Source organism: Actinoplanes sp. NPDC048988 (assembly GCF_043197815.1).
Lineage (GTDB): Bacteria > Actinomycetota > Actinomycetes > Mycobacteriales > Micromonosporaceae > Actinoplanes.
In genome coordinates this window covers 130,074-151,390 of record NZ_JBICTW010000011.1, presented here as the reverse complement: position 1 = coordinate 151,390, position 21,317 = coordinate 130,074, and the positions used below count along the sequence as shown (strand labels likewise).

Genomic DNA, 21,317 nt, shown 5'->3' with positions numbered 1-21,317 from the left:
GGGATCGACCGATCCAGCCGATGTTCAAACGTTCTCATCTCGGCATGAGCACCCAGGCCGATGCTTACCCGGCGTGACGGACCTCGGCGGTCCGCCGCGCGCGGTCGGCGGAAAATCAGTGCGACGGTTCGCTTCTTGCTCCGAGTGCTTGTCTGATGGTGCGTCCGATCGGAGAGGGTTCGGTGTCAGTGACGGAGAGGCTGAAAGGCCCGGGCATAAACGGTGGCGAAGGGTGCAAGGGCGGCTGGCCGAGGAAGCGGGGACGTGACCCGTGGTGTGGCTGGGCAGCGTGAACGAGGAACGGGTGACAGAGGTAGACGTCTCCAGGCTGGCCCGTCGCCAGGGTGACGCGCCGGTGAGTGGACGCCGCGTCGACTAGGGGCCCGAGCACGGACATGGGGGCTCCTTGACCGCCGTAGGGGCGGAGGACCTCCGGCACGTCGAGGTGGGAACCGATTCTGATGCGGGTGGGGGCGTTGCTCTCGTCGATCTCCGAGAAAAGGAACAACATCAACAGCGTCTTCCCTGAGGAGTGGACATTGGTCCACCACTCGGTTTCCCCAGGTGGCTGATAACCGCCTTCGATGTGCCAGCCCGCGTCGTTGGGTTCTTGCGCGTGTGGGAACCGCAGGGGGAATGACCCCATCGAGGGTCTGGGTGACCAGCGGCCCGGCCCCACCAAGGCGTCGAAGGCGTCGTGGAGGACAGGAGTATTCGCTGCCTGGACAAAGGGTTCCTGCGGCATGTCACCGACCCAGTAGACCGGTTGAGTCCAGGTTGCCGGCTCGTCCGGCCGGGCGTCGATCTCCTCCCACAGCAGAGTGGCGCATGCGTCAGCGATATCCGTGGAAAAGGCACCCGGTACTTTGACGAAGCCGTCGCGAACGAAGTCTTCGATCAGTTCCTCACGCATGCCGACCAGAATCCCGGGGCGCCGCGATCCATCGCAACCTATTTCGGGGCCCACTTCTCATGTGCCACTGTCGCGGGGAACACACTCATCTCGGCAGATCCGGATGTCTTCGTGATGACCTCACTCTTGTAGCCGGTCATCTGATTTTGTGCGCGTCGGCTGAGCCGGCACGTTCACTGAGCCTGCCGCGTTCCCAAGTCGTGAGACATGGGTTCACCGATCCGCTGTGCGGTGGGGGCCCGGCGGGCGGCGCCGTGCGGCTGGCCGGGGCGTCCGAACGCCTCCGTGTGACCGCGCCGGTGTTCCTTCAGTAGATGACATGCGGGGAGCCGGGAATCGCCCGTACGGGATAGTGCCAGCGCTCCAGCGCCTGCCGGATCTTGACCACGCCGGGCGGGTTGGCGGAGTGAATGTAGACGACGCCGATGTCGAACGGTTCGCCGTCGAAGGCCGCCCGCTCCAGCAGCTCGACGACCGGCCAGATGGTGTCCTCGCCGCCCAGGTCGTGGTCCAGCCACAACTCCGTGAGGTGACGGCCGCGCAGGCTCTCCAGGAGGGCGACGCCCGCCTCGCTCGTACGGGCCACCATCGCCGGGCGGCCGTCGGCGAAAGAGCGCAGGTCGTCGATCAGCACCGAAGTCATGCCCCCATCATGAGCCGCGGAGGCCTGTCGGGTTGAGACGGCGCCGTAGAGTCGTTGGGCATGTTGCCGGAACCCATCAGCGGTGTCATTTTCGACTTCCACGGCACTCTGGTCGACGGGGGCGACTCCGAACGATGGATCGCCGACGCCCTCCGCCGCCTGGCCGAGAACGGGAGCACCGAGCCGGTGCCGAGCGCCGGCCAGCTCGCGGCGCTGCGCGGGCATCTGGACGAGATCTGGCATCACGCCCACACGTTCGACCCCGGCAGCGAGCGCGACCTCAGTCCCGAGCTGCACCGGGAGGTCTTCGGCCGGACGGTCGCCATGTGTGCGGGGGTGGGGCCCGGCCTGATCGCCGCGCTGTACGCGGTGATGCCGGATCAGTGGGCCGTCTTCGAGGACACGGCCCCGGTTCTGCGTGAGCTCAAGGCGCGCGGCGTCCGGACCGTGGTGGTGTCGAACATCGCCGTGGACATCCGGCCCTGTCTGAAGCGGGCCGGCGTCGAAGAGCTGCTCGACGGTTTCGTGTTGTCCTTCGAGGTGGGTCTGGTGAAGCCCGATCCGGCCATCTACGCCCGCGCGCTGGAGGTGCTCGGGGTGCCGGGCAACCGGGCGCTGATGGTGGGCGACAGCCCCCGCGACGACGTCGGCGGCGTACCCCTGAAGATCCGGACGTTGATTCTGCCGAAGACCGACGGCCCGGTGCACGGTCTCGGCACAGTCCTGCGAATGGTCGGCTGAGTGCGGTCGTCGATGACGTAGATTGTCTTCCATGTCTCGAGACTTCGTGGTGGTGCTGCGGGGCTACAACCGGGTCGAGGTCGACCAGGTCGTCGCGCTCGCCGAGGAGGCGCTGGCCTCCGATAATTCGGTGTCGCGGGCGGCGGCGCGGACGGCGATCAACGAGGCCAAGTTCTCGATGGTGCTTCGGGGGTACGACCGGAGCGAGGTCGATCAGGAGCTGGGGCGGCTGCTCCAGGGGCTGGGGTGACGCCATGCGCGCCGTGGAGGTCACCGCGCTGGGCGGGCCCGAGGTTCTTCAGCTGGTCGAGCGGCCCGACCCGGTGCCGGGGGAGGGGCAGATTCTCGTACGGGTCCTCGCCGCCACCGTCAACCCGGCCGATGTCGCCGCCCGCGTCGGGCGGATTCCGGGCGGGCCGGTCCCGCCGCCCTTCCGGCTCGGCTGGGACATCGCCGGCGAGGTGGTGACCGGCGACGACGATCTGCCGGCCGGTACCCGGGTCGCCGGAATGATCCCGTGGCATCTCACCCGGGGCGCGACCGGCGGCTATGCCGAGCTGGTGGCCGTGGACGCCGACGCGGTGGTGCCGCTGCCCGACGGGCTCGATCCGGTCGTGGCGGCCACCGTGCCGCTCAACGGGCTGACCGCGCACCGGGCCCTCGACGTGATGGAGCTGACCGGGCCGACCACGATCCTGGTCACCGGGGCCAGCGGTGGCGTGGGCGGCTTCGCGGCTCAGCTGGCGTTGAAGCGCGGCCACACGGTGCTCGCGTGCGCCACCGACGGCGACGAGGAGTGGGTACGCGGCCTGGGCGTGCACAGCGTGATCCCGCGCGGGGCCGAGCTCGACCGGCCCGTGCCGGCCGTGGTGGACGCGGTTCCCCTGGGCGGCATCAAAGGCGACGTGGTGGTGGCGACCCGGCCGATCCCGGACGACGGCCACACCCTCGTCCTCGTGGAACCCGACCGGGACGCCCTGCGTGACCTGATCACGGCCGTGGCCGACGGGACGCTCAAGACCCGGGTGGCCGAAACCTTCCCCTTGGAGGCGGCGGCCGAGGCGCACCGCCGCCTCGAGAGTGGCGGCGTCAGAGGAAAAGTGGTGCTGAAGCTATGAGCGTGGCCGCAGCCTGAGGCCCTGCATGCCGCCGTCGACGGCCAGCGCCACGCCGGTGGTGGCCGAGGCGAGCGGGCTCGCCAGGTAGGCGATGGCGGCGGCGACCTCGTCGACGGTCACCAGGCGGCCGCTCGGCTGCCGGGCGGCCAGGGCCGCGCGCTCGGCCGACGGGTCGTCCGCCTTCTCCAGCAGGCGGCCGATCCACGGCGTGTCAGCGGTTCCGGGGTTCACGCAGTTGACCCGGATGCCCTCGGCCAGGTGGTCGGCGGCCATGGCCAGGGTCAGCGACTGCACCGCGCCCTTGGTCGCCGAGTAGAGGGCACGCTGCGGCAGGCCGGCGGTGGCGGCGATCGAGCAGACGTTGACGATCGCGCCGTGCTCGGAGCGCCTCAGGAACGGCAGGGCGGCCCGTGACGTACGGACCATGCCTTGGACATTCACGTCGAAGACGCGCCGCCACTCGTCGTCGTCGTTGTCCTCCACTGTGCCCTGCGCGCCGATGCCGGCGTTGTTGACGACGATGTCGACGCCACCCAGCTCGGCCGCCGCCTGGTCCACGGCCGCGCGGACCGAGGCGTCGTCGGTGACGTCGGCCTTGAGGCCCAGCAGCGGCTTGTCCACCGCCGGGTTCAGGTCGAGGCAGGCCACCCGCGCCCCCCGGCCGGCCAGCAACTGAGCGGTGGCCAGGCCGATGCCGGACGCGCCACCGGTGACGATGGCGGTCAGGCCAGCAAATTCAGACATACGAGGGGCCTTTCACAGTCGCGGATCCACCAGAACTTTCGGGCCGCCGTCGTAGCGGCGGCCTTCGAACACTTCGACGATCTCTTCGAGGCCCACCGTGGCCGCGACCAGCGGCCGCGGGTCGACGGCCCCCGAGGCGTACGCCTCGATCGCTGGCTCGAGCCCGGCCGACGCACCCAGAATGCCCACCGCCGTGACGTCCTTGAGCACGAGCGAGCGCGTGTCGATCGTGCTCGGCGTCGAGGACAATCCGATGTAGACGATGGTGCGGCCGGGTTCGGCCAGGTGCAGGGCAAGGGAAGGCGAGGTCGTCGCGTTCGTCGCGTCGATGACGCCGTCCCACGGCCCGTCCGGCAGGCTCTCCCGGGTCCAGACGTCGTCGAAGCCCAGCTCGCGCGCCTTGGCCAGACCGGAGGGCAAACCCATCAGGTGTACGGCGGCGCCCCGGGCCCGGGCGAACAGCGCGGCCAGCAGCCCGATCGTCCCGGTGCCCAGCACCAGCAACCGGTCGCCGGCCGTGACGTCGGCGGCCAGCACGCTGCGCAGCGCGTTGCCGCCCGGCTCGACCATCGCGCCGGCCTGCACGCCCACCGAGGCCGGCAGCGCGTGCAGGAATCGCGCCGGATAGGCCAGCTGCTGGGCCAGGGCGCCGGGCAGGCCCCGGATTCCCAGCTCCCGCAACGACTCACAGACCCAGTGCCGGCCGCGCAGGCAGCGCCGGCACTGCCCGCACCCGATCATGGTGTCGCCGGTGACCCGTTCGCCCAGCCACGAGGGGTCGACGCCGTCGCCGAGCGCGGACACCACGCCGCACCACTCGTGCCCGGGCCGGATCGGGTAGGAGGACTCGCCCGTCTCCAGGTAGCTCATGGCCCCGGTGAACAGCTCGACGTCGGTGCCGCAGACGCCCACCCGGTCGACGTCGATGACCACCTGGCCGGGCCCGGCCATCGGCGGCGACACCTCCTCGACGGCGGCCTTGCCGGGACCGGTGAAGACGAGCGCGCGCATCAGCGGGGGCCGACCACGTTCTGCCGGGCCTTGCCCAGGCCGGCGATACCGAGCTCCATCACGTCGCCCGGCTTGAGGTAGACCGGCGGCTTCAGGCCGAGGCCGACGCCGGGCGGGGTGCCGGTGTTGATGAGGTCGCCCGGCTCCAGCACCAGGAACTGCGACAGGTAATGCACGATGAAATACGGGTCGAAGATCATCGTCTTGGTGTTGCCGGTCTGCCGGCGGACGCCGCTGACGTCGAGGAACATGTCCAGATCCCGTACGTCGGAAATCTCGTCGGTCGTCGCCAGCCACGGCCCGGCCGGGTTGAACGTCTCGGCCGACTTGCCCTTCGACCATTGACCGCCGCGCTCCTGCTGGAACTCGCGCTCCGACACGTCGTTGACGAGCACGTAGCCGGCGATGGCGTCGCGGGCCTGCTCGACCGAGTCCAGATAGGACGTCCGGGAGCCGATGACGATGCCCAGCTCGACCTCCCAGTCCGTCTTCACGGAGTTGCGGGGGATACGCACGTCGTCGTGGGGACCGATCAGGGTGTTCGGCGACTTGGTGAACAGGATCGGCTCGCTCGGCACGGCGGCGCCGGTCTCGGCCGCGTGGTCGCTGTAGTTCAGGCCGATGCACAGGATCTGGTGCGGCCGGGCGATCGGGGCGCCGATCCGCACGTCGCCGAAGGGCAGCACGTCGCCCGTCGCGATCCGCTCGGCGACCGGCTCGGCCAGGCGGGCGAGACCGCCCGTACCGAAGAAACGCTCGTCGAAGTCGGGGGTCAGGTCGGACACGTCGACGTAGTGACCCTCGTCGACGCGAACGACCGGCTTCTCGGCGCCGGGGGCGCCGATACGCATGAGCAGCACGTGTTTCTCCCTAGTGGTGCCAGTACGGCGTGTGCAGGCCGGCAGCGCCGACCCGCGCGGTGAACAGCGGCCCCTCGGCGGCCGTGATCACGAGGACGTCGAGATCCGGCCCGGCGAAGCAGACGCTGGTCGTCTTCGGCGCGGCCACGGTGACGGTGGCGAGAAGGTCACCGCGCGGCGTGAAGCAGCGGACCTCGCCCCGCTCGTGGACGGCGACCCAGAGGTTGCCGTCGCTGTCGACGCACAGCCCGTCGGGCAGACCGTCGGTGACCCGGAACAGTTCGTGGCGAGGTCCGCCGGGATAGTCGCGCTCGTAGACGACGCCGGGGATCGAGTCGATGCTGTAGAGGCGGTCACCGGCCGGGCTCCAGGCGAGCCCGTTCGACAGGGTCAGGTCGTCGTCGAGCACGGCGATGCCGGCGCCGTCCCAGCGCAGCAGCCGTTCCTGGCGCCGGCGGCCGTCGAGGGCCATGCTGCCGACCACGAAACGGCCCTGAGGGTCGACGGCGCCGTCGTTGAGGCGGCTGCCCTCGCCGTCGACCAGGCGGGCCAGCCGCTCCCGGCTGCCGTCGGGGCGTACCCAGGTGAGATGGTGCCGCTCGGCGACGAGCAGATCGCCGTCGCGGGCCACGGCGACGGCGCAGGCGAGGTCGCCGAACTCCCAGGTGTCGGTGAGGCGGACGGCGCCGGTGTGGCGGTCGAGCTTGCCGGCGCAGACCAGGCCGGCCTCGATGTCGACCCAGAGGAGCCGGTGACGGTCGCGGTCCCAGAGGGGTCCCTCGCCCAGGGTGTACGCCTGCGCGGTCGCTTCCCGAGCCTCGAAGACGGCGTTCATCGGGGATCCTCCACGATCGCTCGGATGACCGGCACATCCTCGATGAGCCGCTCGAGTGGCGTCCGGTACGCCAGGGCGCTCACGCTCACCGCGCCGCTCGGCACCGACGGCGAGTTCAGGTAGACCGGCACCGCCAGACAGTTCACGCCCGCCTCGTTCTCCTGGTTGTCGACCCCGAAGCCGCGCTCCCGAGTCCGCACCAGTTCCTCGTACAGCGAGGCGGCCGTCCCCAGCGACGTCGGTGTCGGCGTGGTCAGCGGAATGTCGCCGATCCACTCCCGGACGGCCTCTTCGCTGCGGAGAATGCCGGACAGGAGCAGTTTGCCGACCGCTGTCGTGTGCGCCGCGTTGCGGCCGCCGACGACCGACGAGAGGCGGACCGCGCCGGTCGGCGGGTCGAGTTTCGAGCGGTAGACGACCCAGCGACCGTCGAGCGTCGCGTAGTGGGCGGTTTCGCCGTAGCGCTCGCTGAGCGCCCGGAGCACGGGCACGACGCGCACGTGGTCGGGCCGGGCCTCGTGGTGGGCGAAGGCGAGCCGCAGGAATTCGTCGCCGAGAACGTAGCGGCCGTGGCCGTCCTGGGCGGCGAAGCCGGCCCGGCGCAGGGAGGCGAGGGCGCGGTGGACGGTGGGTTTGGGGCTGGCCATGGCGCGGGCCATCTCGTCGAGGCCGACGCCGTCGGCGTGGCGGGCGAGCTCGGCCAGGACGGCCAGCACGCGGTCGGCGCCGACCAGCCGTGCCTCGTCCTGCGTCTCGGTCATGTTCCGAATGTTAGACCGATGTTCCGTCATCGTGAAAGAGGGCTTCTCCATCGGCGCGGACAGGGTTAGAGTCCGGCCATGCGGAGCGCTGAGTGGTACGGCGGTAACGATCGCAACAGCTACATCCACCGGGCCTGGATGCGGCGGGGCCTGCCCGCGGACGCCTTCGACGGGCGGCCGCACATCGCCATCGCGAACACCGCGAGCAATCTGACGCCGTGCAACGCCCACCTGAACGAGGTGGCCGAGTCGGTGAAGAGCGGCATCTACCAGGCCGGCGGCATCGCGCTGAACCTGCCGGTGGTGTCGCTCGGCGAGACGCAGGTGCGGCCCACGGCCATGCTGTGGCGCAACATGGCGGCGATGGCGATCGAGGAGATGCTGCGGGCCAACCCGATCGACGGGGTGGTGCTGCTCGGCGGCTGCGACAAGACGATTCCGTCGCTGCTGATGGCCGCGTCGTCGGTCGACCTGCCGGCGGTCGTCGTGCCGGGCGGGCCGATGCTCACCGGCACCTTCCGGGGCGTGCCGCTGGGCTGCGGCACCGACGTGTGGAAACTGTCCGAGGAGGTGCGGGCCGGGACGCTGAGCGCGGCCGAGTTCACCCGGTCGGAGTCGTCGATGATCCGCAGCCGTGGGCACTGCAACACGATGGGCACGGCCTCGACGATGGGGTTGCTGGCCGAGGTGCTGGGCATGACGCTGCCGGGCATCGCGGGCACCCCGGCGCCGGACAGCCGCCTGCTGGAGATGTCGCACGAGACCGGCGTGCTGATCGTCGAGATGGTGCAGAAGGAACGGCGGCCGTCGACCGTGCTGAGCCGGGGGTCGTTCCTGAACGCGATCGTGGCCTTGGCGGCGCTCGGCGGGTCGACCAACGCGGTGGTGCATCTGCTGGCCATCGCGGGGCGGCTGGGGATCGAGCTGACGCAGGACGACTTCGACGCGGTCGGGTCCGAGGTGCCGCTACTGGTCGATCTGCTGCCGGCCGGGCGGTTCCTGATGGACGACCTCTACCGGGCCGGCGGGCTGCACGCGGTGCTGACCGAGATTCGCGACCTGCTCGATCCGGCGGCGCTGACGGTGACCGGGCGCCCTCTCGCGGACTACCTGCAAAGCGCGCTTGTGTACGACCGTGAGGTGATCCGGGCCCGGGAGGAGCCCCTGCTGCCGGCCGCGGGAATCGCGGTCCTGTACGGGAACCTGGCCCCGGACGGGGCGGTCATCAAGCCGGCCGCGGCGTCGCCGGAACTGCTCCGGCATCGGGGACCGGCGGTCGTCTTCGACTCCGTGGAAGACTTGCACGCGCGGCTCGACGACCCCGATCTGGAGGTCACGGCCGACTCCGTGCTCGTGCTGCGGGGCTGTGGCCCGAAGGGCTATCCGGGAATGCCCGAGGTGGCCAACATGCCGTTGCCGGCCAAGCTGCTCGAGCTCGGCGTGCGTGACATGGTGCGCATCTGCGACGGGCGGATGAGCGGCACGGCGTACGGAACCGTGGTCCTGCATGTCGCCCCGGAGGCGGCCGCGGGCGGGCCGCTCGCGCTGGTGCGGACCGGGGACATCATCGTTCTCGACGTGCCGGCCCGGCGGCTGTACGTCGACATCCCGGACGCCGAACTGCTGGCGCGGGCGCCGTCGGCGGCGACCGTCGAGGCTTTCGCCGCCCCGAAGCGCGGCTGGGAGAAGCTGTACGTGAACACCGTCGGGCAGGCCAACACCGGAGCCGACCTGGACTTCCTGCTCGGGTCCAGCGGCGATCGGGTCTCGCGTGAGTCGCACTGAGCGCCGCACCGCCGTCATCACCGGCGGGATGAGCGGCCTCGGCGCGGCCGCCGCCGTTCGCCTGACGGCCGCCGGAATTGAGGTCGTGACCTGGGACATCGCCCCCGGCGCGTCCCAGAAGGTCGACGTCCGCGACGCGTCGGCGGTGCGAGAGGCCGCCGCACAAGTCGGGCATGTCGATATTCTGGTGAACTCGGCGGGGATCGTCGGGCCGAACGGGCCGCTGTGGCAGATTCCGGCGGCGGGCTTCCGGCACACCTTCGAAGTGAACGTGATGGGCACGGTCAACACCTGCCAGGCCTTCGTGCCCGGGATGATCGAGCGCGGCTGGGGCCGGATCGTCAACCTGGCCAGCATCGCCGGCAAGGACGGCAACCCCGCCATGTCGCCCTACTCGGCGTCCAAGGCGGCCGTGATCGCCCTGACCAAGTCGCTCGGCAAGGAACTGGCGACCACCGGAGTGCTGGCCAACGCGATCGCCCCGGCCGTCATCGAGACCCCGATGAACGCCACCACCTCACCCGAGGCGCTGGCCCACATCACCAGCCTCATCCCGATGAAACGCGCCGGCCAGGCGTCCGAGGTGGCCGAACTGATCGCCTGGCTGGCCTCGGACAAGGTCTCCTTCTCGACCGGCGCCGTCTACGACATCAGCGGCGGCCGCGCGACCTACTGACACCCGTGCGATGGCCGTAACGGCAAAACGCCCTCCGGGCGGCGGCGCTGTGCGACAAAAGGGGCATGACAAGGTTCGTGCAAGTGTTCGGCGCCGTGCTCGGGCTGGTGCTGGGGCTGGTGCCGGCGGCGCTTCCGGAGCCGCCGTTCAGCACGCGGGTCGTGGCCGACGGCCTCGACAGCCCGTGGGAGATCCTGCGAGGACCGGACGGCTACCTGTGGGTGACCGAGCGGACGGCGGGGCGGGTGACCCGGATCGACCCGGCCAGCGGGGCGCGCACGGTGGTCGGCACGGTGCCGAGCCGGGCCGCCGGCACGCAGGACGGGCTGCTCGGCCTCGCGCTCGACCTGCCGTACGTCTTCGTCGCCTACACGAACGGGCCACTGAACGTGGTGCGGTACACCTACGACGCCGCCACCGGGACGATGCGGGACCCCAAGGACCTGATCGTCGGGCTCCCGGCGACCGTCGACCACGTGTCGGGACGGCTGGTGCTCGGGCCGGACGGCAAGCTCTACCTCACCGTCGGCGATGGCGGGGCGAACCAGTTCGAGCGGGCCTGCGACCCCAACCGCGCACAGGACCTGCCGGTCTCGGCCAGTGACTTCACCCGCTACCAGGGCAAGATTCTGCGGTTCGACACCGACGGCTCGGTCCCGGCCGACAATCCCTTCTTGCGAGGTGTACGCAGTCACGTCTTCTCCTACGGGCATCGCAACGCCCAGGGGCTCGCGTTCGACGCGGCGGGCCGGCTCTACTCCACCGAGCAGGGCCCGAAGACCGACGACGAGCTCAACCTGATCCGGCCCGGCGGCAACTACGGATGGCCGCGGGTCGCCGGGTACCGCGACGACAAGGCGTACGTCTACGCGAACTGGTCGGCCGCCCCGGACTGCCGCTCGCTCACCTTCAGCGACTACCGGATCCCGCCGTCGGTGCCGCGGCAGAAGGAGTCGTCGTTCACCGACCTGAGTTTCGTGCCGCCGCTGCGGACGTTCTTCACCGTGCCCGACGACCACGACTTCGCGAGCGAGTGCGGCCACCTGTGCTGGCCGACGATCGCCCCCTCGAGCGCTGACGTCTACACCGCGACGGCCATCGCCGGCTGGGAGGGCTCGGTGCTGATTCCGTCGCTCAAGAACGGCGCGGTCTACCGGGTCGACCGCTCGGGCGAGACACAGACCTTGTGGCGTACGGTCAATCGCTACCGGGACGTGGCGATCGGCGCCGACGGCCGCACCTTCTACGTGGCGACCGACGCCTCCGGCGCCACCACCGACCTGGCCGGAAAGCCGACCAGCGAGCTGGCCGATCCCGGCGCGATCCTCGAGTTCACCGCCGGCTGAGCCCGGCGAGGCCACCCGCAAACCGACGGTGAGCAGGGAAAAGACGCACGCCCCGAAGGGCGGACATCGTGCCTGCGCCGGCAAGCGGGCCGTGCGCCACACTTGGACCCATGATTAGCGAGGATGTGGTGTCGGTCGCGGTCGTCTCCAGCCGGTCGGAGGCGGAGATCATCGCGGGCCTGCTGCGCAGTTACGGGCTCAAGGTGGGCGTCTCGGCGGACGACGCGGGCCAGCAGGAACCGCAGTTACAGCTCACCGGCGTGCACGTGTACGTCGCCCCCGGAGACGAGGCCGAGGCGCGGGAGATCCTGTCCGCCTCGGGTCAGTAGACCCAGCGGTCCACGAGCGCCTCGTGAGCCTCGAGGCGCTCCTGGGTTCTCCCCGGGTCGGTGGCGGCGATCGCGTCGAGCAGGCTGATCGCCAGCACCACCACCGCCGCGTGGGAGTCGAAGATCAGGCCGGTGCCGACCGGCGCCACCAGCAGCACGTCGGCGTCGTCGGCGAAGGGCGCCAGCGCCGTGTCCGCGATCACCACGGTGGTCAGGCCGAGGCCGCGCGCGAGCCGCATGGCCGAGACGGTTCCGGCCGGGTAGCGCGGCAGCGCGAAGAACAGCGCCGCCGAGGCGCCCTCCTGGTGCATGTGGAGCACGAAGTCGTCGGCGCTGCCCGCGTCGGTGCACACCCGGACCGCCGGAAGCGCCCGGCGGGCGAAATAGCCGAAATAGTCGGCCAGGGCGGCCGAGGCGCGGAGCCCGACGACGCCCAAGGGGGCGGTGGCCGCGAGGGCGTCGACGGCCGCCGGCATCGTGCGGGCGACCCGCGTCAGCCCGGCGACGTTCGAGGACTCCTGGTCGAACGCGCTGTGCCGGGGGAAGGGCAGCCGGGCGCCCGGCACCGGCACGGCGGCGCGGCCGGCCGTGGACGGTGACAGCACGACCTCGCGCAGGGCGGCGCGGAACTCGGGGTAGCCGGTGAAGCCGAGCGCCGTGGCCAGGCGGGTCACGGTCGGCTGGCTCACGCCGGCCCGCTTGGAGATCTCGATGGTCGACAGGAACGCCACGTCCGGGAACATGCCCAGCATGCGCTGCACGATCTGCCGCTGCGAGGGCGAGAGCCGGTGCCGCCGGGCGAGGTCGAGCAGCCAGTCCTCAGCCTGTCCGATGTCCATCCGCCCCCCGCTCTACCCTGAATAGCCTAAAACACGATCGGACAAGGGTGCATTCGATGATTCATCTGCGGTTCCTCTCCGGCCCGGACATCGAGGAGCTCGGTGTCGGCCCGGACGACGCCGTCGCCGCCGTCGAAGCGGTCGTCGCCGCGCACGGCCGGGGCGAGACGGTCTTCGAGCCGCGTACGCACCTCGTGCCGGACAACGGCGGCGTCGGCCACTTCAACGTCCTGCGCGGGCACGTGAAGCCGTTGGGGGTGGCCGGCGTCAAGGTGGTCGGCGACTTCGTGCCCAACTACGAGCGCGGCCTGCCGAGCGAACTGGCCATGGTCACGCTGCTGGACCCGTACACCGGCGTACCCCTGTCCATCATGGACGCCACCTGGATCACCGAGATGCGCACCGGGGCCATGACCGCCGTCGGCGCCAAATATCTGGCCCGGCCCGACTCCCGGGTGCTCGGGCACGTCGGCGCCCGCGGCACCGCCTTCGCCAACATCACGCTGCTCGACCGGCTGTTCGAGCTCGACGAGATCCGGGTCACCAGCCGCCGGGCCGAGTCGCGGGAAGCCTTCGGCGAGCGCCTGCGCGAGGTCACCAGCACCCCGGTACGCGTGGTGGAGACCGCCGACGAGGTGTTCGACGGGGCCGACATCCTCATCGAGGCGTCCCGGCTGACCGAGCCGCGGCCGCTGCTGCGGACGGCGCTGGTCGAACCCGGCGCCTTCGTGGTGCCGTACGGGACCGTCAGCGCCGTTGAACTCGATCTGCTCGACGTCATGGACAAGGTGGTCGTCGACGACTGGCGCGAGTCGCAGTCGGGCCGCTTCGGGGCCCTGCGCGCGCACGTCGACACCGGCCGCCTCAGCGAACAGAGCCTTTACGCCCAGCTCGGCGAGATCGTCAGCGGCCGCAAGCCGGGCCGCGAGTCGCCGGACGAGCGGATCCTGCTGTGGCACCGCGGCCTGTCGATCCTCGACGTGGCCCTGGCCCACCTGATCCTCACCCGCGCCGAAGCGGCCGGCGCCGGCACGATGCTGCGGTACCGATGAAGATCGGCCGGCCGGCCGACCTGGACCGGACCGCCATCCGCGAGATCGCCGGGGGAGCGTTCCCCGAGCTGTCCGGCGAGCTCCTCGAGCGCCTGGCCGCCTCCCGCGAGGCGACGCTGGCCGACCTGGCCGGCGACGAACCGGTTTACGGCGTCAACACCGGGATGGGAGCGCTGGCCGGGGTACGCCTGGACGCCGCGACCCAGAAGCAGCATCAGAACACCCTGATGGCGGGCCGCGCGGCCGGCTCCGCGCCCTGGTTGCGTCCCGTCGAGGCGCGAGCACTGATCGCCGTACGGCTGGGAACGCTGCTGGACCCCGCGGCCGGAGTCTCCCCGGGCCTGTGCACGCACCTGGCCGGCATGCTCGAAGCCGGCGCCGAGCCGCGGATCCCGTTGCGCGGCGGCGCGGCCGGCGAGATCATCCCGCTCGCCCATCTGGGCCTGGCCGTGCTGGACGGCGGCTACTCGTTCGGGGCGAAGGAGGGCGTCGCGTTCCTGGAGGGCGTGCCCGGGCTGACCGGCCTGTCGGTGCTCGCGGCGGCGGCCGCGCGGACCCTCGTCGAGCAGACCGTGGCCGTCGCGGGCGACGAGATGGCCCTGATCGGCGCCAGCCGCGACCCGCTGCACCCGGCCACCGCGCGCGGCGACGCCGAACTGGGTGCGATCCTCGAGGCGCTGTCGGAGCGACGCGGCGGCGGACCCACCCGGGCGCTGCAAGCGCCGGTGTCGTTCCGGGTGACCGCCCCGGCCCTCGCCGTGGCCCTGCGCGCGGCCGCGGCTCTGGAGGCGGCCGTCGATCGCGCGCTGACCGCCGTGACCGACTCGCCGGCCCACCTGGACGGGCGGTTCGTCGGCACGGCCGGGTTCGCCGGAACCGACCTGACGGCGGCGCTGGGCGCGCTCACCACCGCGCTCGTGCACCTGGCCGAGGCCGGCGCGGCCCGCCTCCACCGGCTGCTCGACCCACAGGTGACCGGCCTGCCCCGGCAACTCTCGGACGCGCCCGGACGGCACGCCGGCATGGTCTCGGTGCACAAGCGGGCGGTCGGCACGGCCCACCGGCTGCGGCGCTTCGCGCTGCCGGCGCTGATCGGCCCGATGGAGACCTCGACCGGCCAGGAGGACGTGCAGAGTTTCGGCTTCGAGGCGTACGAGTGCTTCACCGAGGCCGCCGCCGGCCTGCACGACGTCCTCGCCTGCGAAATCCTCGCCGTCGACCAGGGCCGGCTCCTTCGTGCCGCGGCGGGCGCCCCGGAGCACGTCGCGCCGGGCGGCACACGGGACCGGCCGTACGGGCCGGAGATCGACCGGTTCGTCAGCCTGCTGGCGGGCGGCTGGTCGATCCCCGCTCGACCAGCGACGGGCGGAACGGCCGGGGCGCCGCCGACCGGTCGATGAGCTGGCCCACCGCCGACTCCACGATGGCGTCCTCGTCCCACGCCATCGTGGTCAGGCCCGGGCTGACCAGGGCGGCCAGCTGATGGTCGTCGTAGCCGATCACCGACAGGTCGGACGGCACGCGCAGCCCGGCCGCCCGCGCCGCGTGGTAGGCGGCGAAGGCCAGTGAGTCGCTGAGGCAGAACAGGGCGGTCGGCCGGCTCTCGGCCGCCAGCAGCGCCGACACCACCGTGACGGCCTCGGTCGTGGCGGCCGGGGCCGAGACGATGCCCAGCTCCAGGCCGATCGAGGTGGCGACGCGGGGCGCCAGCACCTCGGACGGGCGGCCCGGGGTGGACGGCAGCGACGGCGCCAGCATGCCGACCCGGTGGTGCCCGAGCTCCGCGAGATGGCCGAGCGCGGCCGTCACCCCGTACTCGTTGTCGAAGAGCACGCACCCCGAGCCGGGCCGTTCGGTCAGGGCGTCGCCGAGCGAGACGACCACGACCTCGGGGTCGAGCAGCCGCCAGTACGAGGCCGAGGGGTCGACCGGGGAGACGATGGCGCCGTCGACCCGCTGGGCGGCGAACTGCTCGACGATCAGCCGCTCCTGGGAGGGGTCGGCGTCGGCGTCGGCGATCGTGGCGTACCGGCCCCGGCTGCGCAGGGCCCGGGTCAGCAGCACCGAGAGATCCTGCTGCCACAGGTCGCGCAGGGAGCCGGAGACCCCGACCGATCCGGTACGCCCGCTGGCCAGCGCCCGGGCGATCGGGTCGACCGTGTAGCCGAGCTCGTCGGCGAGCTCGCGCACCCGGCGGATGGTGTCGGGGGAGCCGCGCACGCCGCGTAGCGCGTAGGAGGTAGCGGCCAGGGAGAGTCCGGCGGCGGTCGCCAAGTCCTGGAGGGTCCGTCGCGGTTGCTGCCGTGACACCGACTGAGGGTAACACCCGTTCCGGAGGGTGAGATCACGTTGCGTTTCCGATGGGGAAGCGCTTCACTTTTGGAAACTTGTGAAGCGCTTCCCTCATACGGAAAGTGAGGCCCGGCCATGCTGATCGACTGCCATCAGCACCTCTGGCCGGCGCGCCTGGTGGAGGCTCTGCGGCGGCGTAACACCCACCCTTACCTGCGCGAATGGACCCTTTACCTGCCGGGTGAGGCGCCCTACGAGGTCGACCCGCACGCCCATGACGTGGAGAAACGGCGTGCGCTGGAGATCGCTGAGGGTAAGGATCTGGTGATCCTCTCCATCTCCAGTCCGCTAGGTATGGAATATCTGGATTCCCCGGAGCTGCTGGACGTCTGGCACGAGAGCGGCCTCGAGCTGCCCGATCCGTTCCGGATCTGGGCCGCGGCCAACGTCGCGGCGCCCGACCCCTCGGCCCTGGCCAAGATCCTCACCGAGGAGCGCGTCGTCGGGGTCCAGCTGCCGGCGACGGCCCTGTGCGACCCGGCCGCCATCGAGCGGATCGGTCCTCTGCTGGCGGAGGCCGAGCGGGCGAACAAGCCCGTGCTCGTCCACCCCGGGCCGGCTCCCGCCTGCGACCCGGGCGCGCCTTCCTGGTGGCCGGCCCTGGTCCCGTACGTGTCCCAGATGCACAGCGCCTGGCTCGCCTGGCACGTTGCCGGCCGCAAGCGGCACCCGCGGCTGCGGATCGCCTTCGTCGCGCTGGCCGGGCTCGCCCCGCTGCACCACGAACGGCTCGCCGCCCGGGGCGGCGCTCTCGGGCCGCTCGACCCGTACGTCTATTACGAGACCAGCTCGTACGGGACGCGGGCGATCGACGCCCTCACCCGTGTCGTCGGCGTCGACCCGATCGTGCACGGCTCCGACCGCCCGTACGCGGAACCGGCCGACCCCGGCCTGGGCGACGCGTTCCGGCACGCCCTGTTCACCGCCAACCCGCGTCATCTGCTGACAGGAGAACCGAGATGACGACCGACACCGTCGCGGTCACCGACCCGGCGCGGCTGCCCGACCTGCCCGGCCGGACCCTCAGCCCCAAGGAGCTGCAGCTCTGGGTGAGCGAGCTGGCGGCCCGCACCGAGATCTGGGAGCCGCTGGTGCGGCACGACACGGGCAAGCGCCACTACGCCTCGCTCTACCGCGACAGCGATATCGACGTGTGGGTGCTCTGCTGGAACACCGAGGACGACACCGGCTGGCACGACCACGACATCTCCTCGGGCGCGGTAGCGGTCACCCGGGGCGCCGTGAACGAGGCCAACCCGCGGATGGGCGGTGAACCGGTGACCCGGGTCGTCGGCCCGGGCCGGGCGTTCGCGTTCGGGCCCGACCACATCCACCGCATGTCGGGCGCGGTCGACGGCTCGGTGACGATCCACGCGTACTCGCCGCCGCTCTGGCGCATGGGGCAATACTCGATCAGCGAGAGCGGCGTCATGCGCCGCAAGGCCGTCAGCTACGCCGACGAGCTCCGCCCGCTGTAGCTCGCCAGGAGCGGCAGGACCTCGGCCGCGGCCGTCAGGTCGATGCCGATCGGCCGGTCGCCGGCTTCGGGGTCCAGGACCTTCGAGACCACGTCGTACGCCTCCCGGGCCGGCCCCTCGGGCAGCCGGCCGGGCGCCATCCGCAGCGCCCGGACCGCCGCCACCAGCTCGGCCGCCAGCAGCGTCGGCGCCAGGTCGGCCATCGCCCGCAGCGCCCGCGCGCCCTGCGTGGCGAAGCTGGCGTGCTCCTCCAGGCCGAGCGAGATGGTCAGCGTGCCGGCCGAGATCGGCTGCATGCCGACGCGGATCTCGGTCAGCACGTCCTGCACCACGTACTCGCTGATCATCAGGCCCGAGCTGCCGGCCGGCCCGTCGGCCAGGAACGCCCGCAGACCGGTCATGTCCGGCCGCATCAACAGGCCGAGCCGCGCCGACGACAACACCAGCACCGGCAGGAACGAGCCGCGCAGCGTGTCCAGGCTGGTGGCCACCGTGGCCGTGTGGAACTGGCCGTGGTGCAGCACCGCGTCCGCCGTGACCAGCGGGTTCTCCACGGCCGCGTTGATCTCCTCGGTCAGCACGTACCGCAGTTGCCGCACGGCGTGCGCGGCCGGCGCGGTGACCTGGGGGAGCACCCGCAGCCCGAACGGGTCCTGAATGCGCGCGGGCTCGCCGGCCCCGGCCACCAGGCGGCTCATCGTCGCCGCGACCTCGGCCTGCCCGGGGTGGGCCCGGGCGATGTGCACGGCCGGGTGGTAGGCCTCCGGGTTGCCGCGCAGCGCCAGGAAGGACAGTGCGGCGACCACCGTGGACGCCTCCAGCAGGCGCTCGACCCGGCTCAGCGCCAGCGCCGCGGTGGCCACGGTCAGCGCGCTCGAGCTGATCATCGGCAGGGCGTCGGTGGCGTCGATGACCGTGGCCGGCACGTCGCCGGAGCGCCACGGGCGCTCGCCGGCCAGGGTCAGCGCCAGTTCGGCCAGCGAGGCCAGGTCGCCGGTGCCGATCGCGCCCCACGAATGCAGGGCCGGCACGGCGCCGGCGCTCAGCGCGGCGGCCAGCGACTCGGCCACGCGACGGGAGATGCCGCTGCCTCCGGCGAGGATCTGATTGAGCCGTACGGCCATGGTCGCCCGGGCCGTGACATCGTCGACCTCCGGGCCCACCGCCGCGCAATGGCTGCGCAGCAGCCGCAGACCGTGGCCCTCCGACGTCCGTTCGTGGCGGTTGGCGCCGACGCCGGTGTTGGCGCCGTAGACGGCGCCGTGCTCGCGGGCGAGTTGCAGCAGGGCGTGACGTTCGTCGATCAACCGGAGCGCGGCCCCGTCGACGGTGACACCGGCCGTGCCGGAGGCGACCGCGACCAGACCCTCGATCGTCAAGGTGCGGCCGTCGAGTGACACCCCCATAGTGATCTCCAGCTCGAAGGTTTCCGGACCGTAACGGGCTCCGGCCTTCCGTTGACAGCCTATTCACTACACCGCAAGTATGAATAGCGCCATTCAGACGACCGCCCAGGAGAACCATGATCACTTTCGAGGACGTCGTCAAGATCTACCCCGGCGGCGGTACCGCGGTCGACCACCTCTCGATGGAGTTGCCGACCGGAAAGATGACGGTTCTGGTCGGTCCGTCCGGGTGCGGAAAGACCACTTCGCTGCGCATGATCAACCGAATGGTCGAGCCGACCTCGGGCCGGGTCCTGATCGACGGTCAGGACGTGTCCGGTCAGGACGAGGCGCTGCTGCGCCGCGGCATCGGGTACGTCATCCAGTCCGCCGGTCTCTTCCCGCACCGCACGGTGCTCGACAACGTCGCCACCGTGCCGGTGCTGCTGGGCAAGACCCGGCGCGAAGCCCGTACGGCCTCGCTGGAACTGCTGGAGCGGGTGGGGCTGTCCGCCGAGCTCGCCCAGCGCTACCCGGCCCAGCTCTCCGGCGGCCAGCAGCAGCGCGTGGGCGTGGCCCGGGCGCTGGCCGCCGACCCGCCGGTGATGCTGATGGACGAGCCGTTCAGCGCCGTCGACCCGGTCGTCCGGGCCCAGCTGCACACCGAGTTCCTGCGCCTGCAGCAGGACCTCGGCAAGACCATCGCCATGGTCACGCACGACATCGACGAGGCCATCAAGCTCGGCGACTACGTCGCCATCCTGCGCCAGGGCGGGGTCCTGGCCCAGTTCGGTACGCCGCAGGAACTCCTGGACGCGCCGGCCGACCCGTTCGTCGCCTCGTTCGTCGGGCGCGACCGGGGCCTGCGGAGCCTCTCGTTCGACTCCGCGGCCGCCGTGCCCGTGGCTCCGCCCGCCTCGTCCGCCGAGCTGATCCTTGACGAGGGCCGGCCGATCGCGTGGCGCACCTCCTCCGGCGACCGCGCGATCGCCGGAACCTTCACCAAGGCCGACTCTCTGCGGATCGTCACCGACCTGGCGATCAGCTCGCCGGTCGGCATCGCGGTCCGAGTGGACGACACCGGCGTGGCCGACGGGATCGTCCGCCACCACGACCTCGTCGACTACCTGATGGAGCGGCACACCTCGTGATCCAGTACCTGCAGAACAACTCGGACACCGTGCTGGCCGCCCTGCGGCAACACCTCTACCTGGCCCTCGTGCCGGTGCTGCTCGGCTTCGTCATCGCGCTGCCGATCGGCTACCTCGGCGTGCGCTTCCCGTGGCTCTACCACCCGCTGGTGAACGTCTGCGGCGTGCTCTACTCGATTCCGTCGCTGGCCCTGTTCGTCTTCCTGCCGGTCGTGCTCGGCACGAAGATCCTGTCGCCGCTCAACATCATCGTGGCGCTGACCATCTACACCGTGGCCCTGCTGGCCCGCACGGTCGCCGACGGCCTGCGCTCGGTCGACAAGCTGGTGAACGAGGCCGCCACCGCGATGGGCTACCGCCGCACCCGGCGGCTGATCGACGTCGAGCTGCCGGTCGCCCTCCCGGTCATCCTGGCCGGCCTGCGGGTGGCCACGGTGGCCAACATCAGCCTGGTCAGCGTCGGCGCCCTGATCGGCATCGGCGGCCTCGGCCAGCTGTTCACCCGCGGCTTCCAGCTCTTCTACCTCGAGCCGATCATCGTCGGTATCGTCCTGTCGGTGCTGCTGGCCGCCGTGGCCGACCTCGTCATCGTGCTGATCCAGCGCGCCGTCACCCCGTGGGCCCGCGCATGAACCTGTCGTACCTCTTCGACCCGGCCAACTGGGACCCCAGCGCCGCCGGCGGTTTCCCGCAACTGCTGCTCTCCCACCTCTGGTACGTGTTCCTGGCCCTGCTCATCGGCACCGTCATCGCCCTGCCGATCGGCCTCTACATCGGGCACACCGGCAAGGGCTCGTTCATCGCCATCAACGCCGGCAACGCCGGGCGCTCGCTGCCCACCCTCGGCCTGCTCATGCTGATGGTCACGCTGCTCGGCCTGGGCCTGCTCCCCGTGCTCATCGCCCTGACCGTGCTGGTCATCCCGCCCATCCTCACCTCGTCCTACGCGGGCATGCGCACCCTCGACCGCCGCGTCGTCGACGCCGCCAAGGGCATGGGCATGCGCCCGTGGCAGGTGCTCACCCGCGTCGAACTGCCGATGGCCCTACCGGTCATGATGGGCGGCTTCCGCAGCGCCGCCCTCCAGGTGGTGGCCACCGCGACGGTCGCCGCCGCGGTCGGCCTGGGCGGTCTCGGCCGCCTCCTGATCGACGGCCTCGCCGTCAACGACTACTCCCGTGTGCTGGCCGGCGCCATCGTCGTCGCGGTGCTGGCGGTCGTACTCGACCTGTTCCTGGCGCTCGTGCAGCGCTGGGTCGTGTCGCCCGGTGTCTCCGGGCGCTTCTGAAGGAGATTGT

General features: G+C 71.5%; 24 protein-coding genes. 14 read left to right on the top strand and 10 right to left on the bottom strand.

The window, feature by feature from the left end:
* Window positions 1-115 precede the first annotated feature (115 nt).
* Together ACGFJ7_RS29825 and ACGFJ7_RS29820 are read right to left on the bottom strand one after the other, a co-directional pair.
* Window positions 116-913, bottom strand: coding sequence for a phytanoyl-CoA dioxygenase (locus ACGFJ7_RS29825; protein ID WP_392645017.1), 798 nt, complete (start codon window positions 911-913; stop codon window positions 116-118).
* A 307-nt stretch (window positions 914-1,220) separates the two neighbouring features.
* Window positions 1,221-1,556, bottom strand: coding sequence for a cyclic-phosphate processing receiver domain-containing protein (locus tag ACGFJ7_RS29820; protein ID WP_392645015.1), 336 nt, complete (start codon window positions 1,554-1,556; stop codon window positions 1,221-1,223).
* A gap of 60 nt (window positions 1,557-1,616) precedes the next feature.
* Here ACGFJ7_RS29820 and ACGFJ7_RS29815 point away from each other — a divergent pair, with 60 nt between their 5' ends.
* Genes ACGFJ7_RS29815 through ACGFJ7_RS29805 form a run of 3 tightly spaced genes read left to right on the top strand, consistent with a single transcriptional unit; the run spans window position 1,617 to window position 3,415 of the window.
* Window positions 1,617-2,297: an HAD family hydrolase gene (locus ACGFJ7_RS29815; RefSeq protein ID WP_392645013.1), complete on the top strand. Its 681-nt coding sequence runs from the start codon at window positions 1,617-1,619 to the stop codon at window positions 2,295-2,297.
* A gap of 31 nt (window positions 2,298-2,328) precedes the next feature.
* Window positions 2,329-2,547 (top strand): DivIVA domain-containing protein, encoded by a 219-nt coding sequence (locus ACGFJ7_RS29810; RefSeq protein ID WP_392645012.1) that lies wholly within the window; start codon window positions 2,329-2,331, stop codon window positions 2,545-2,547.
* Between the two features lie 4 nt (window positions 2,548-2,551).
* Window positions 2,552-3,415: an NADP-dependent oxidoreductase gene (locus ACGFJ7_RS29805; RefSeq protein ID WP_360260087.1), complete on the top strand. Its 864-nt coding sequence runs from the start codon at window positions 2,552-2,554 to the stop codon at window positions 3,413-3,415.
* Here the strand turns inward: ACGFJ7_RS29805 and ACGFJ7_RS29800 are convergent.
* Genes ACGFJ7_RS29800 through ACGFJ7_RS29780 form a run of 5 tightly spaced genes read right to left on the bottom strand, consistent with a single transcriptional unit; the run spans window position 3,410 to window position 7,626 of the window.
* Window positions 3,410-4,159, bottom strand: coding sequence for an SDR family oxidoreductase (locus ACGFJ7_RS29800; RefSeq protein ID WP_360260089.1), 750 nt, complete (start codon window positions 4,157-4,159; stop codon window positions 3,410-3,412). The genes ACGFJ7_RS29805 and ACGFJ7_RS29800 overlap by 6 nt on opposite strands.
* A gap of 12 nt (window positions 4,160-4,171) precedes the next feature.
* Window positions 4,172-5,170, bottom strand: a complete 999-nt coding sequence (locus ACGFJ7_RS29795; RefSeq protein ID WP_392645010.1) for a zinc-binding dehydrogenase — start codon at window positions 5,168-5,170, stop codon at window positions 4,172-4,174.
* A complete protein-coding gene (locus ACGFJ7_RS29790) occupies window positions 5,170-6,021 on the bottom strand; it encodes a fumarylacetoacetate hydrolase family protein (protein ID WP_392645151.1) in 852 nt (283 codons plus the stop codon). The genes ACGFJ7_RS29795 and ACGFJ7_RS29790 overlap by 1 nt, the downstream gene beginning before the upstream one ends.
* A 19-nt stretch (window positions 6,022-6,040) precedes the next feature.
* Window positions 6,041-6,865 carry an SMP-30/gluconolactonase/LRE family protein gene (locus ACGFJ7_RS29785; RefSeq protein ID WP_360260095.1) on the bottom strand — a complete coding sequence of 275 codons (825 nt, stop codon included), beginning with the start codon at window positions 6,863-6,865 and terminating at the stop codon, window positions 6,041-6,043.
* Window positions 6,862-7,626 (bottom strand): IclR family transcriptional regulator, encoded by a 765-nt coding sequence (locus ACGFJ7_RS29780; RefSeq protein WP_360260097.1) that lies wholly within the window; start codon window positions 7,624-7,626, stop codon window positions 6,862-6,864. Before ACGFJ7_RS29780 ends, ACGFJ7_RS29785 begins: the two co-directional genes overlap by 4 nt.
* Window positions 7,627-7,704: 78 nt before the next feature.
* Between ACGFJ7_RS29780 and ACGFJ7_RS29775 the strand changes: the two genes are divergently transcribed.
* From ACGFJ7_RS29775 to ACGFJ7_RS29760, 4 genes are all read left to right on the top strand, one after another.
* Window positions 7,705-9,411: an IlvD/Edd family dehydratase gene (locus ACGFJ7_RS29775; protein ID WP_392645007.1), complete on the top strand. Its 1,707-nt coding sequence runs from the start codon at window positions 7,705-7,707 to the stop codon at window positions 9,409-9,411.
* On the top strand, window positions 9,398-10,087 hold the full coding sequence (locus tag ACGFJ7_RS29770; protein WP_392645005.1) for an SDR family NAD(P)-dependent oxidoreductase: 690 nt from the start codon (window positions 9,398-9,400) through the stop codon (window positions 10,085-10,087). The genes ACGFJ7_RS29775 and ACGFJ7_RS29770 overlap by 14 nt, the downstream gene beginning before the upstream one ends.
* Window positions 10,088-10,152: 65 nt before the next feature.
* Window positions 10,153-11,433 (top strand): glucose/sorbosone family PQQ-dependent dehydrogenase, encoded by a 1,281-nt coding sequence (locus ACGFJ7_RS29765; protein WP_360260104.1) that lies wholly within the window; start codon window positions 10,153-10,155, stop codon window positions 11,431-11,433.
* 110 nt (window positions 11,434-11,543) lie between these two features.
* Entirely contained in the window at window positions 11,544-11,762 is a 219-nt protein-coding gene (locus ACGFJ7_RS29760) for a hypothetical protein (protein ID WP_360260106.1), read from the top strand.
* Here ACGFJ7_RS29760 and ACGFJ7_RS29755 read toward each other — a convergent pair.
* Window positions 11,756-12,601, bottom strand: a complete 846-nt coding sequence (locus ACGFJ7_RS29755; protein ID WP_392645003.1) for a MurR/RpiR family transcriptional regulator — start codon at window positions 12,599-12,601, stop codon at window positions 11,756-11,758. The two genes, ACGFJ7_RS29760 and ACGFJ7_RS29755, sit on opposite strands and share 7 nt — an antisense overlap.
* Window positions 12,602-12,657: 56 nt before the next feature.
* On the opposite strand from ACGFJ7_RS29755, the gene ACGFJ7_RS29750 reads away from it, so the two are divergent.
* Together ACGFJ7_RS29750 and ACGFJ7_RS29745 are read left to right on the top strand one after the other, a co-directional pair.
* Entirely contained in the window at window positions 12,658-13,653 is a 996-nt protein-coding gene (locus ACGFJ7_RS29750) for an ornithine cyclodeaminase family protein (RefSeq protein ID WP_360260114.1), read from the top strand.
* On the top strand, window positions 13,650-15,053 hold the full coding sequence (locus ACGFJ7_RS29745) for an aromatic amino acid lyase (RefSeq protein ID WP_392645002.1): 1,404 nt from the start codon (window positions 13,650-13,652) through the stop codon (window positions 15,051-15,053). Before ACGFJ7_RS29750 ends, ACGFJ7_RS29745 begins: the two co-directional genes overlap by 4 nt.
* Here the strand turns inward: ACGFJ7_RS29745 and ACGFJ7_RS29740 are convergent.
* On the bottom strand, window positions 14,971-15,963 hold the full coding sequence (locus ACGFJ7_RS29740; RefSeq protein ID WP_392645000.1) for a LacI family DNA-binding transcriptional regulator: 993 nt from the start codon (window positions 15,961-15,963) through the stop codon (window positions 14,971-14,973). The genes ACGFJ7_RS29745 and ACGFJ7_RS29740 overlap by 83 nt on opposite strands.
* 117 nt (window positions 15,964-16,080) lie before the next feature.
* Here ACGFJ7_RS29740 and ACGFJ7_RS29735 point away from each other — a divergent pair, with 117 nt between their 5' ends.
* Both ACGFJ7_RS29735 and ACGFJ7_RS29730 read left to right on the top strand, forming a co-directional pair.
* The gene (locus ACGFJ7_RS29735; protein ID WP_392644998.1) at window positions 16,081-16,968 is read left to right on the top strand and encodes an amidohydrolase family protein; all 888 of its coding nucleotides are present in this window, start codon (window positions 16,081-16,083) and stop codon (window positions 16,966-16,968) included.
* Window positions 16,965-17,483: a cysteine dioxygenase gene (locus ACGFJ7_RS29730; RefSeq protein WP_392644996.1), complete on the top strand. Its 519-nt coding sequence runs from the start codon at window positions 16,965-16,967 to the stop codon at window positions 17,481-17,483. Before ACGFJ7_RS29735 ends, ACGFJ7_RS29730 begins: the two co-directional genes overlap by 4 nt.
* Here the strand turns inward: ACGFJ7_RS29730 and ACGFJ7_RS29725 are convergent.
* Complete coding sequence (locus ACGFJ7_RS29725; RefSeq protein WP_392644994.1) at window positions 17,456-18,889, bottom strand: aromatic amino acid lyase; 1,434 nt, start codon at window positions 18,887-18,889, stop codon at window positions 17,456-17,458. The two genes, ACGFJ7_RS29730 and ACGFJ7_RS29725, sit on opposite strands and share 28 nt — an antisense overlap.
* A gap of 116 nt (window positions 18,890-19,005) precedes the next feature.
* Here ACGFJ7_RS29725 and ACGFJ7_RS29720 point away from each other — a divergent pair, with 116 nt between their 5' ends.
* The 3 genes from ACGFJ7_RS29720 to ACGFJ7_RS29710 are packed head-to-tail and all read left to right on the top strand — an operon-like array spanning window position 19,006 to window position 21,307.
* A complete protein-coding gene (locus ACGFJ7_RS29720; protein WP_360260127.1) occupies window positions 19,006-20,019 on the top strand; it encodes an ATP-binding cassette domain-containing protein in 1,014 nt (337 codons plus the stop codon).
* Window positions 20,016-20,651, top strand: coding sequence for an ABC transporter permease (locus ACGFJ7_RS29715; RefSeq protein ID WP_360260129.1), 636 nt, complete (start codon window positions 20,016-20,018; stop codon window positions 20,649-20,651). The genes ACGFJ7_RS29720 and ACGFJ7_RS29715 overlap by 4 nt, the downstream gene beginning before the upstream one ends.
* Window positions 20,648-21,307, top strand: a complete 660-nt coding sequence (locus ACGFJ7_RS29710) for an ABC transporter permease subunit (RefSeq protein ID WP_360260131.1) — start codon at window positions 20,648-20,650, stop codon at window positions 21,305-21,307. The genes ACGFJ7_RS29715 and ACGFJ7_RS29710 overlap by 4 nt, the downstream gene beginning before the upstream one ends.
* Window positions 21,308-21,317 lie beyond the last annotated feature (10 nt).

Excerpts from the sequence above, each read along its gene's own strand:
- ACGFJ7_RS29720 (WP_360260127.1), top strand. The coding sequence starts at position 19,006 with ATGATCACTTTCGAGGACGTCGTCAAGATCTACCCCGGCGGCGGTACC.
- ACGFJ7_RS29710 (WP_360260131.1), top strand. The coding sequence starts at position 20,648 with ATGAACCTGTCGTACCTCTTCGACCCGGCCAACTGGGACCCCAGCGCC.
- ACGFJ7_RS29820 (WP_392645015.1), bottom strand. The coding sequence starts at position 1,556 with ATGACTTCGGTGCTGATCGACGACCTGCGCTCTTTCGCCGACGGCCGC.
- ACGFJ7_RS29730 (WP_392644996.1), top strand. The coding sequence starts at position 16,965 with ATGACGACCGACACCGTCGCGGTCACCGACCCGGCGCGGCTGCCCGAC.
- ACGFJ7_RS29805 (WP_360260087.1), top strand. The coding sequence starts at position 2,552 with ATGCGCGCCGTGGAGGTCACCGCGCTGGGCGGGCCCGAGGTTCTTCAG.
- ACGFJ7_RS29765 (WP_360260104.1), top strand. The coding sequence starts at position 10,153 with ATGACAAGGTTCGTGCAAGTGTTCGGCGCCGTGCTCGGGCTGGTGCTG.
- ACGFJ7_RS29750 (WP_360260114.1), top strand. The coding sequence starts at position 12,658 with ATGATTCATCTGCGGTTCCTCTCCGGCCCGGACATCGAGGAGCTCGGT.
- ACGFJ7_RS29760 (WP_360260106.1), top strand. The coding sequence starts at position 11,544 with ATGATTAGCGAGGATGTGGTGTCGGTCGCGGTCGTCTCCAGCCGGTCG.
- ACGFJ7_RS29745 (WP_392645002.1), top strand. The coding sequence starts at position 13,650 with ATGAAGATCGGCCGGCCGGCCGACCTGGACCGGACCGCCATCCGCGAG.
- ACGFJ7_RS29735 (WP_392644998.1), top strand. The coding sequence starts at position 16,081 with ATGCTGATCGACTGCCATCAGCACCTCTGGCCGGCGCGCCTGGTGGAG.
- ACGFJ7_RS29795 (WP_392645010.1), bottom strand. The coding sequence starts at position 5,170 with ATGCGCGCGCTCGTCTTCACCGGTCCCGGCAAGGCCGCCGTCGAGGAG.
- ACGFJ7_RS29825 (WP_392645017.1), bottom strand. The coding sequence starts at position 913 with ATGCGTGAGGAACTGATCGAAGACTTCGTTCGCGACGGCTTCGTCAAA.
- ACGFJ7_RS29775 (WP_392645007.1), top strand. The coding sequence starts at position 7,705 with ATGCGGAGCGCTGAGTGGTACGGCGGTAACGATCGCAACAGCTACATC.
- ACGFJ7_RS29800 (WP_360260089.1), bottom strand. The coding sequence starts at position 4,159 with ATGTCTGAATTTGCTGGCCTGACCGCCATCGTCACCGGTGGCGCGTCC.
- ACGFJ7_RS29810 (WP_392645012.1), top strand. The coding sequence starts at position 2,329 with ATGTCTCGAGACTTCGTGGTGGTGCTGCGGGGCTACAACCGGGTCGAG.
- ACGFJ7_RS29780 (WP_360260097.1), bottom strand. The coding sequence starts at position 7,626 with ATGACCGAGACGCAGGACGAGGCACGGCTGGTCGGCGCCGACCGCGTG.
- ACGFJ7_RS29790 (WP_392645151.1), bottom strand. The coding sequence starts at position 6,021 with ATGCGTATCGGCGCCCCCGGCGCCGAGAAGCCGGTCGTTCGCGTCGAC.
- ACGFJ7_RS29815 (WP_392645013.1), top strand. The coding sequence starts at position 1,617 with ATGTTGCCGGAACCCATCAGCGGTGTCATTTTCGACTTCCACGGCACT.
- ACGFJ7_RS29785 (WP_360260095.1), bottom strand. The coding sequence starts at position 6,865 with ATGAACGCCGTCTTCGAGGCTCGGGAAGCGACCGCGCAGGCGTACACC.
- ACGFJ7_RS29755 (WP_392645003.1), bottom strand. The coding sequence starts at position 12,601 with ATGGACATCGGACAGGCTGAGGACTGGCTGCTCGACCTCGCCCGGCGG.
- ACGFJ7_RS29725 (WP_392644994.1), bottom strand. The coding sequence starts at position 18,889 with ATGGGGGTGTCACTCGACGGCCGCACCTTGACGATCGAGGGTCTGGTC.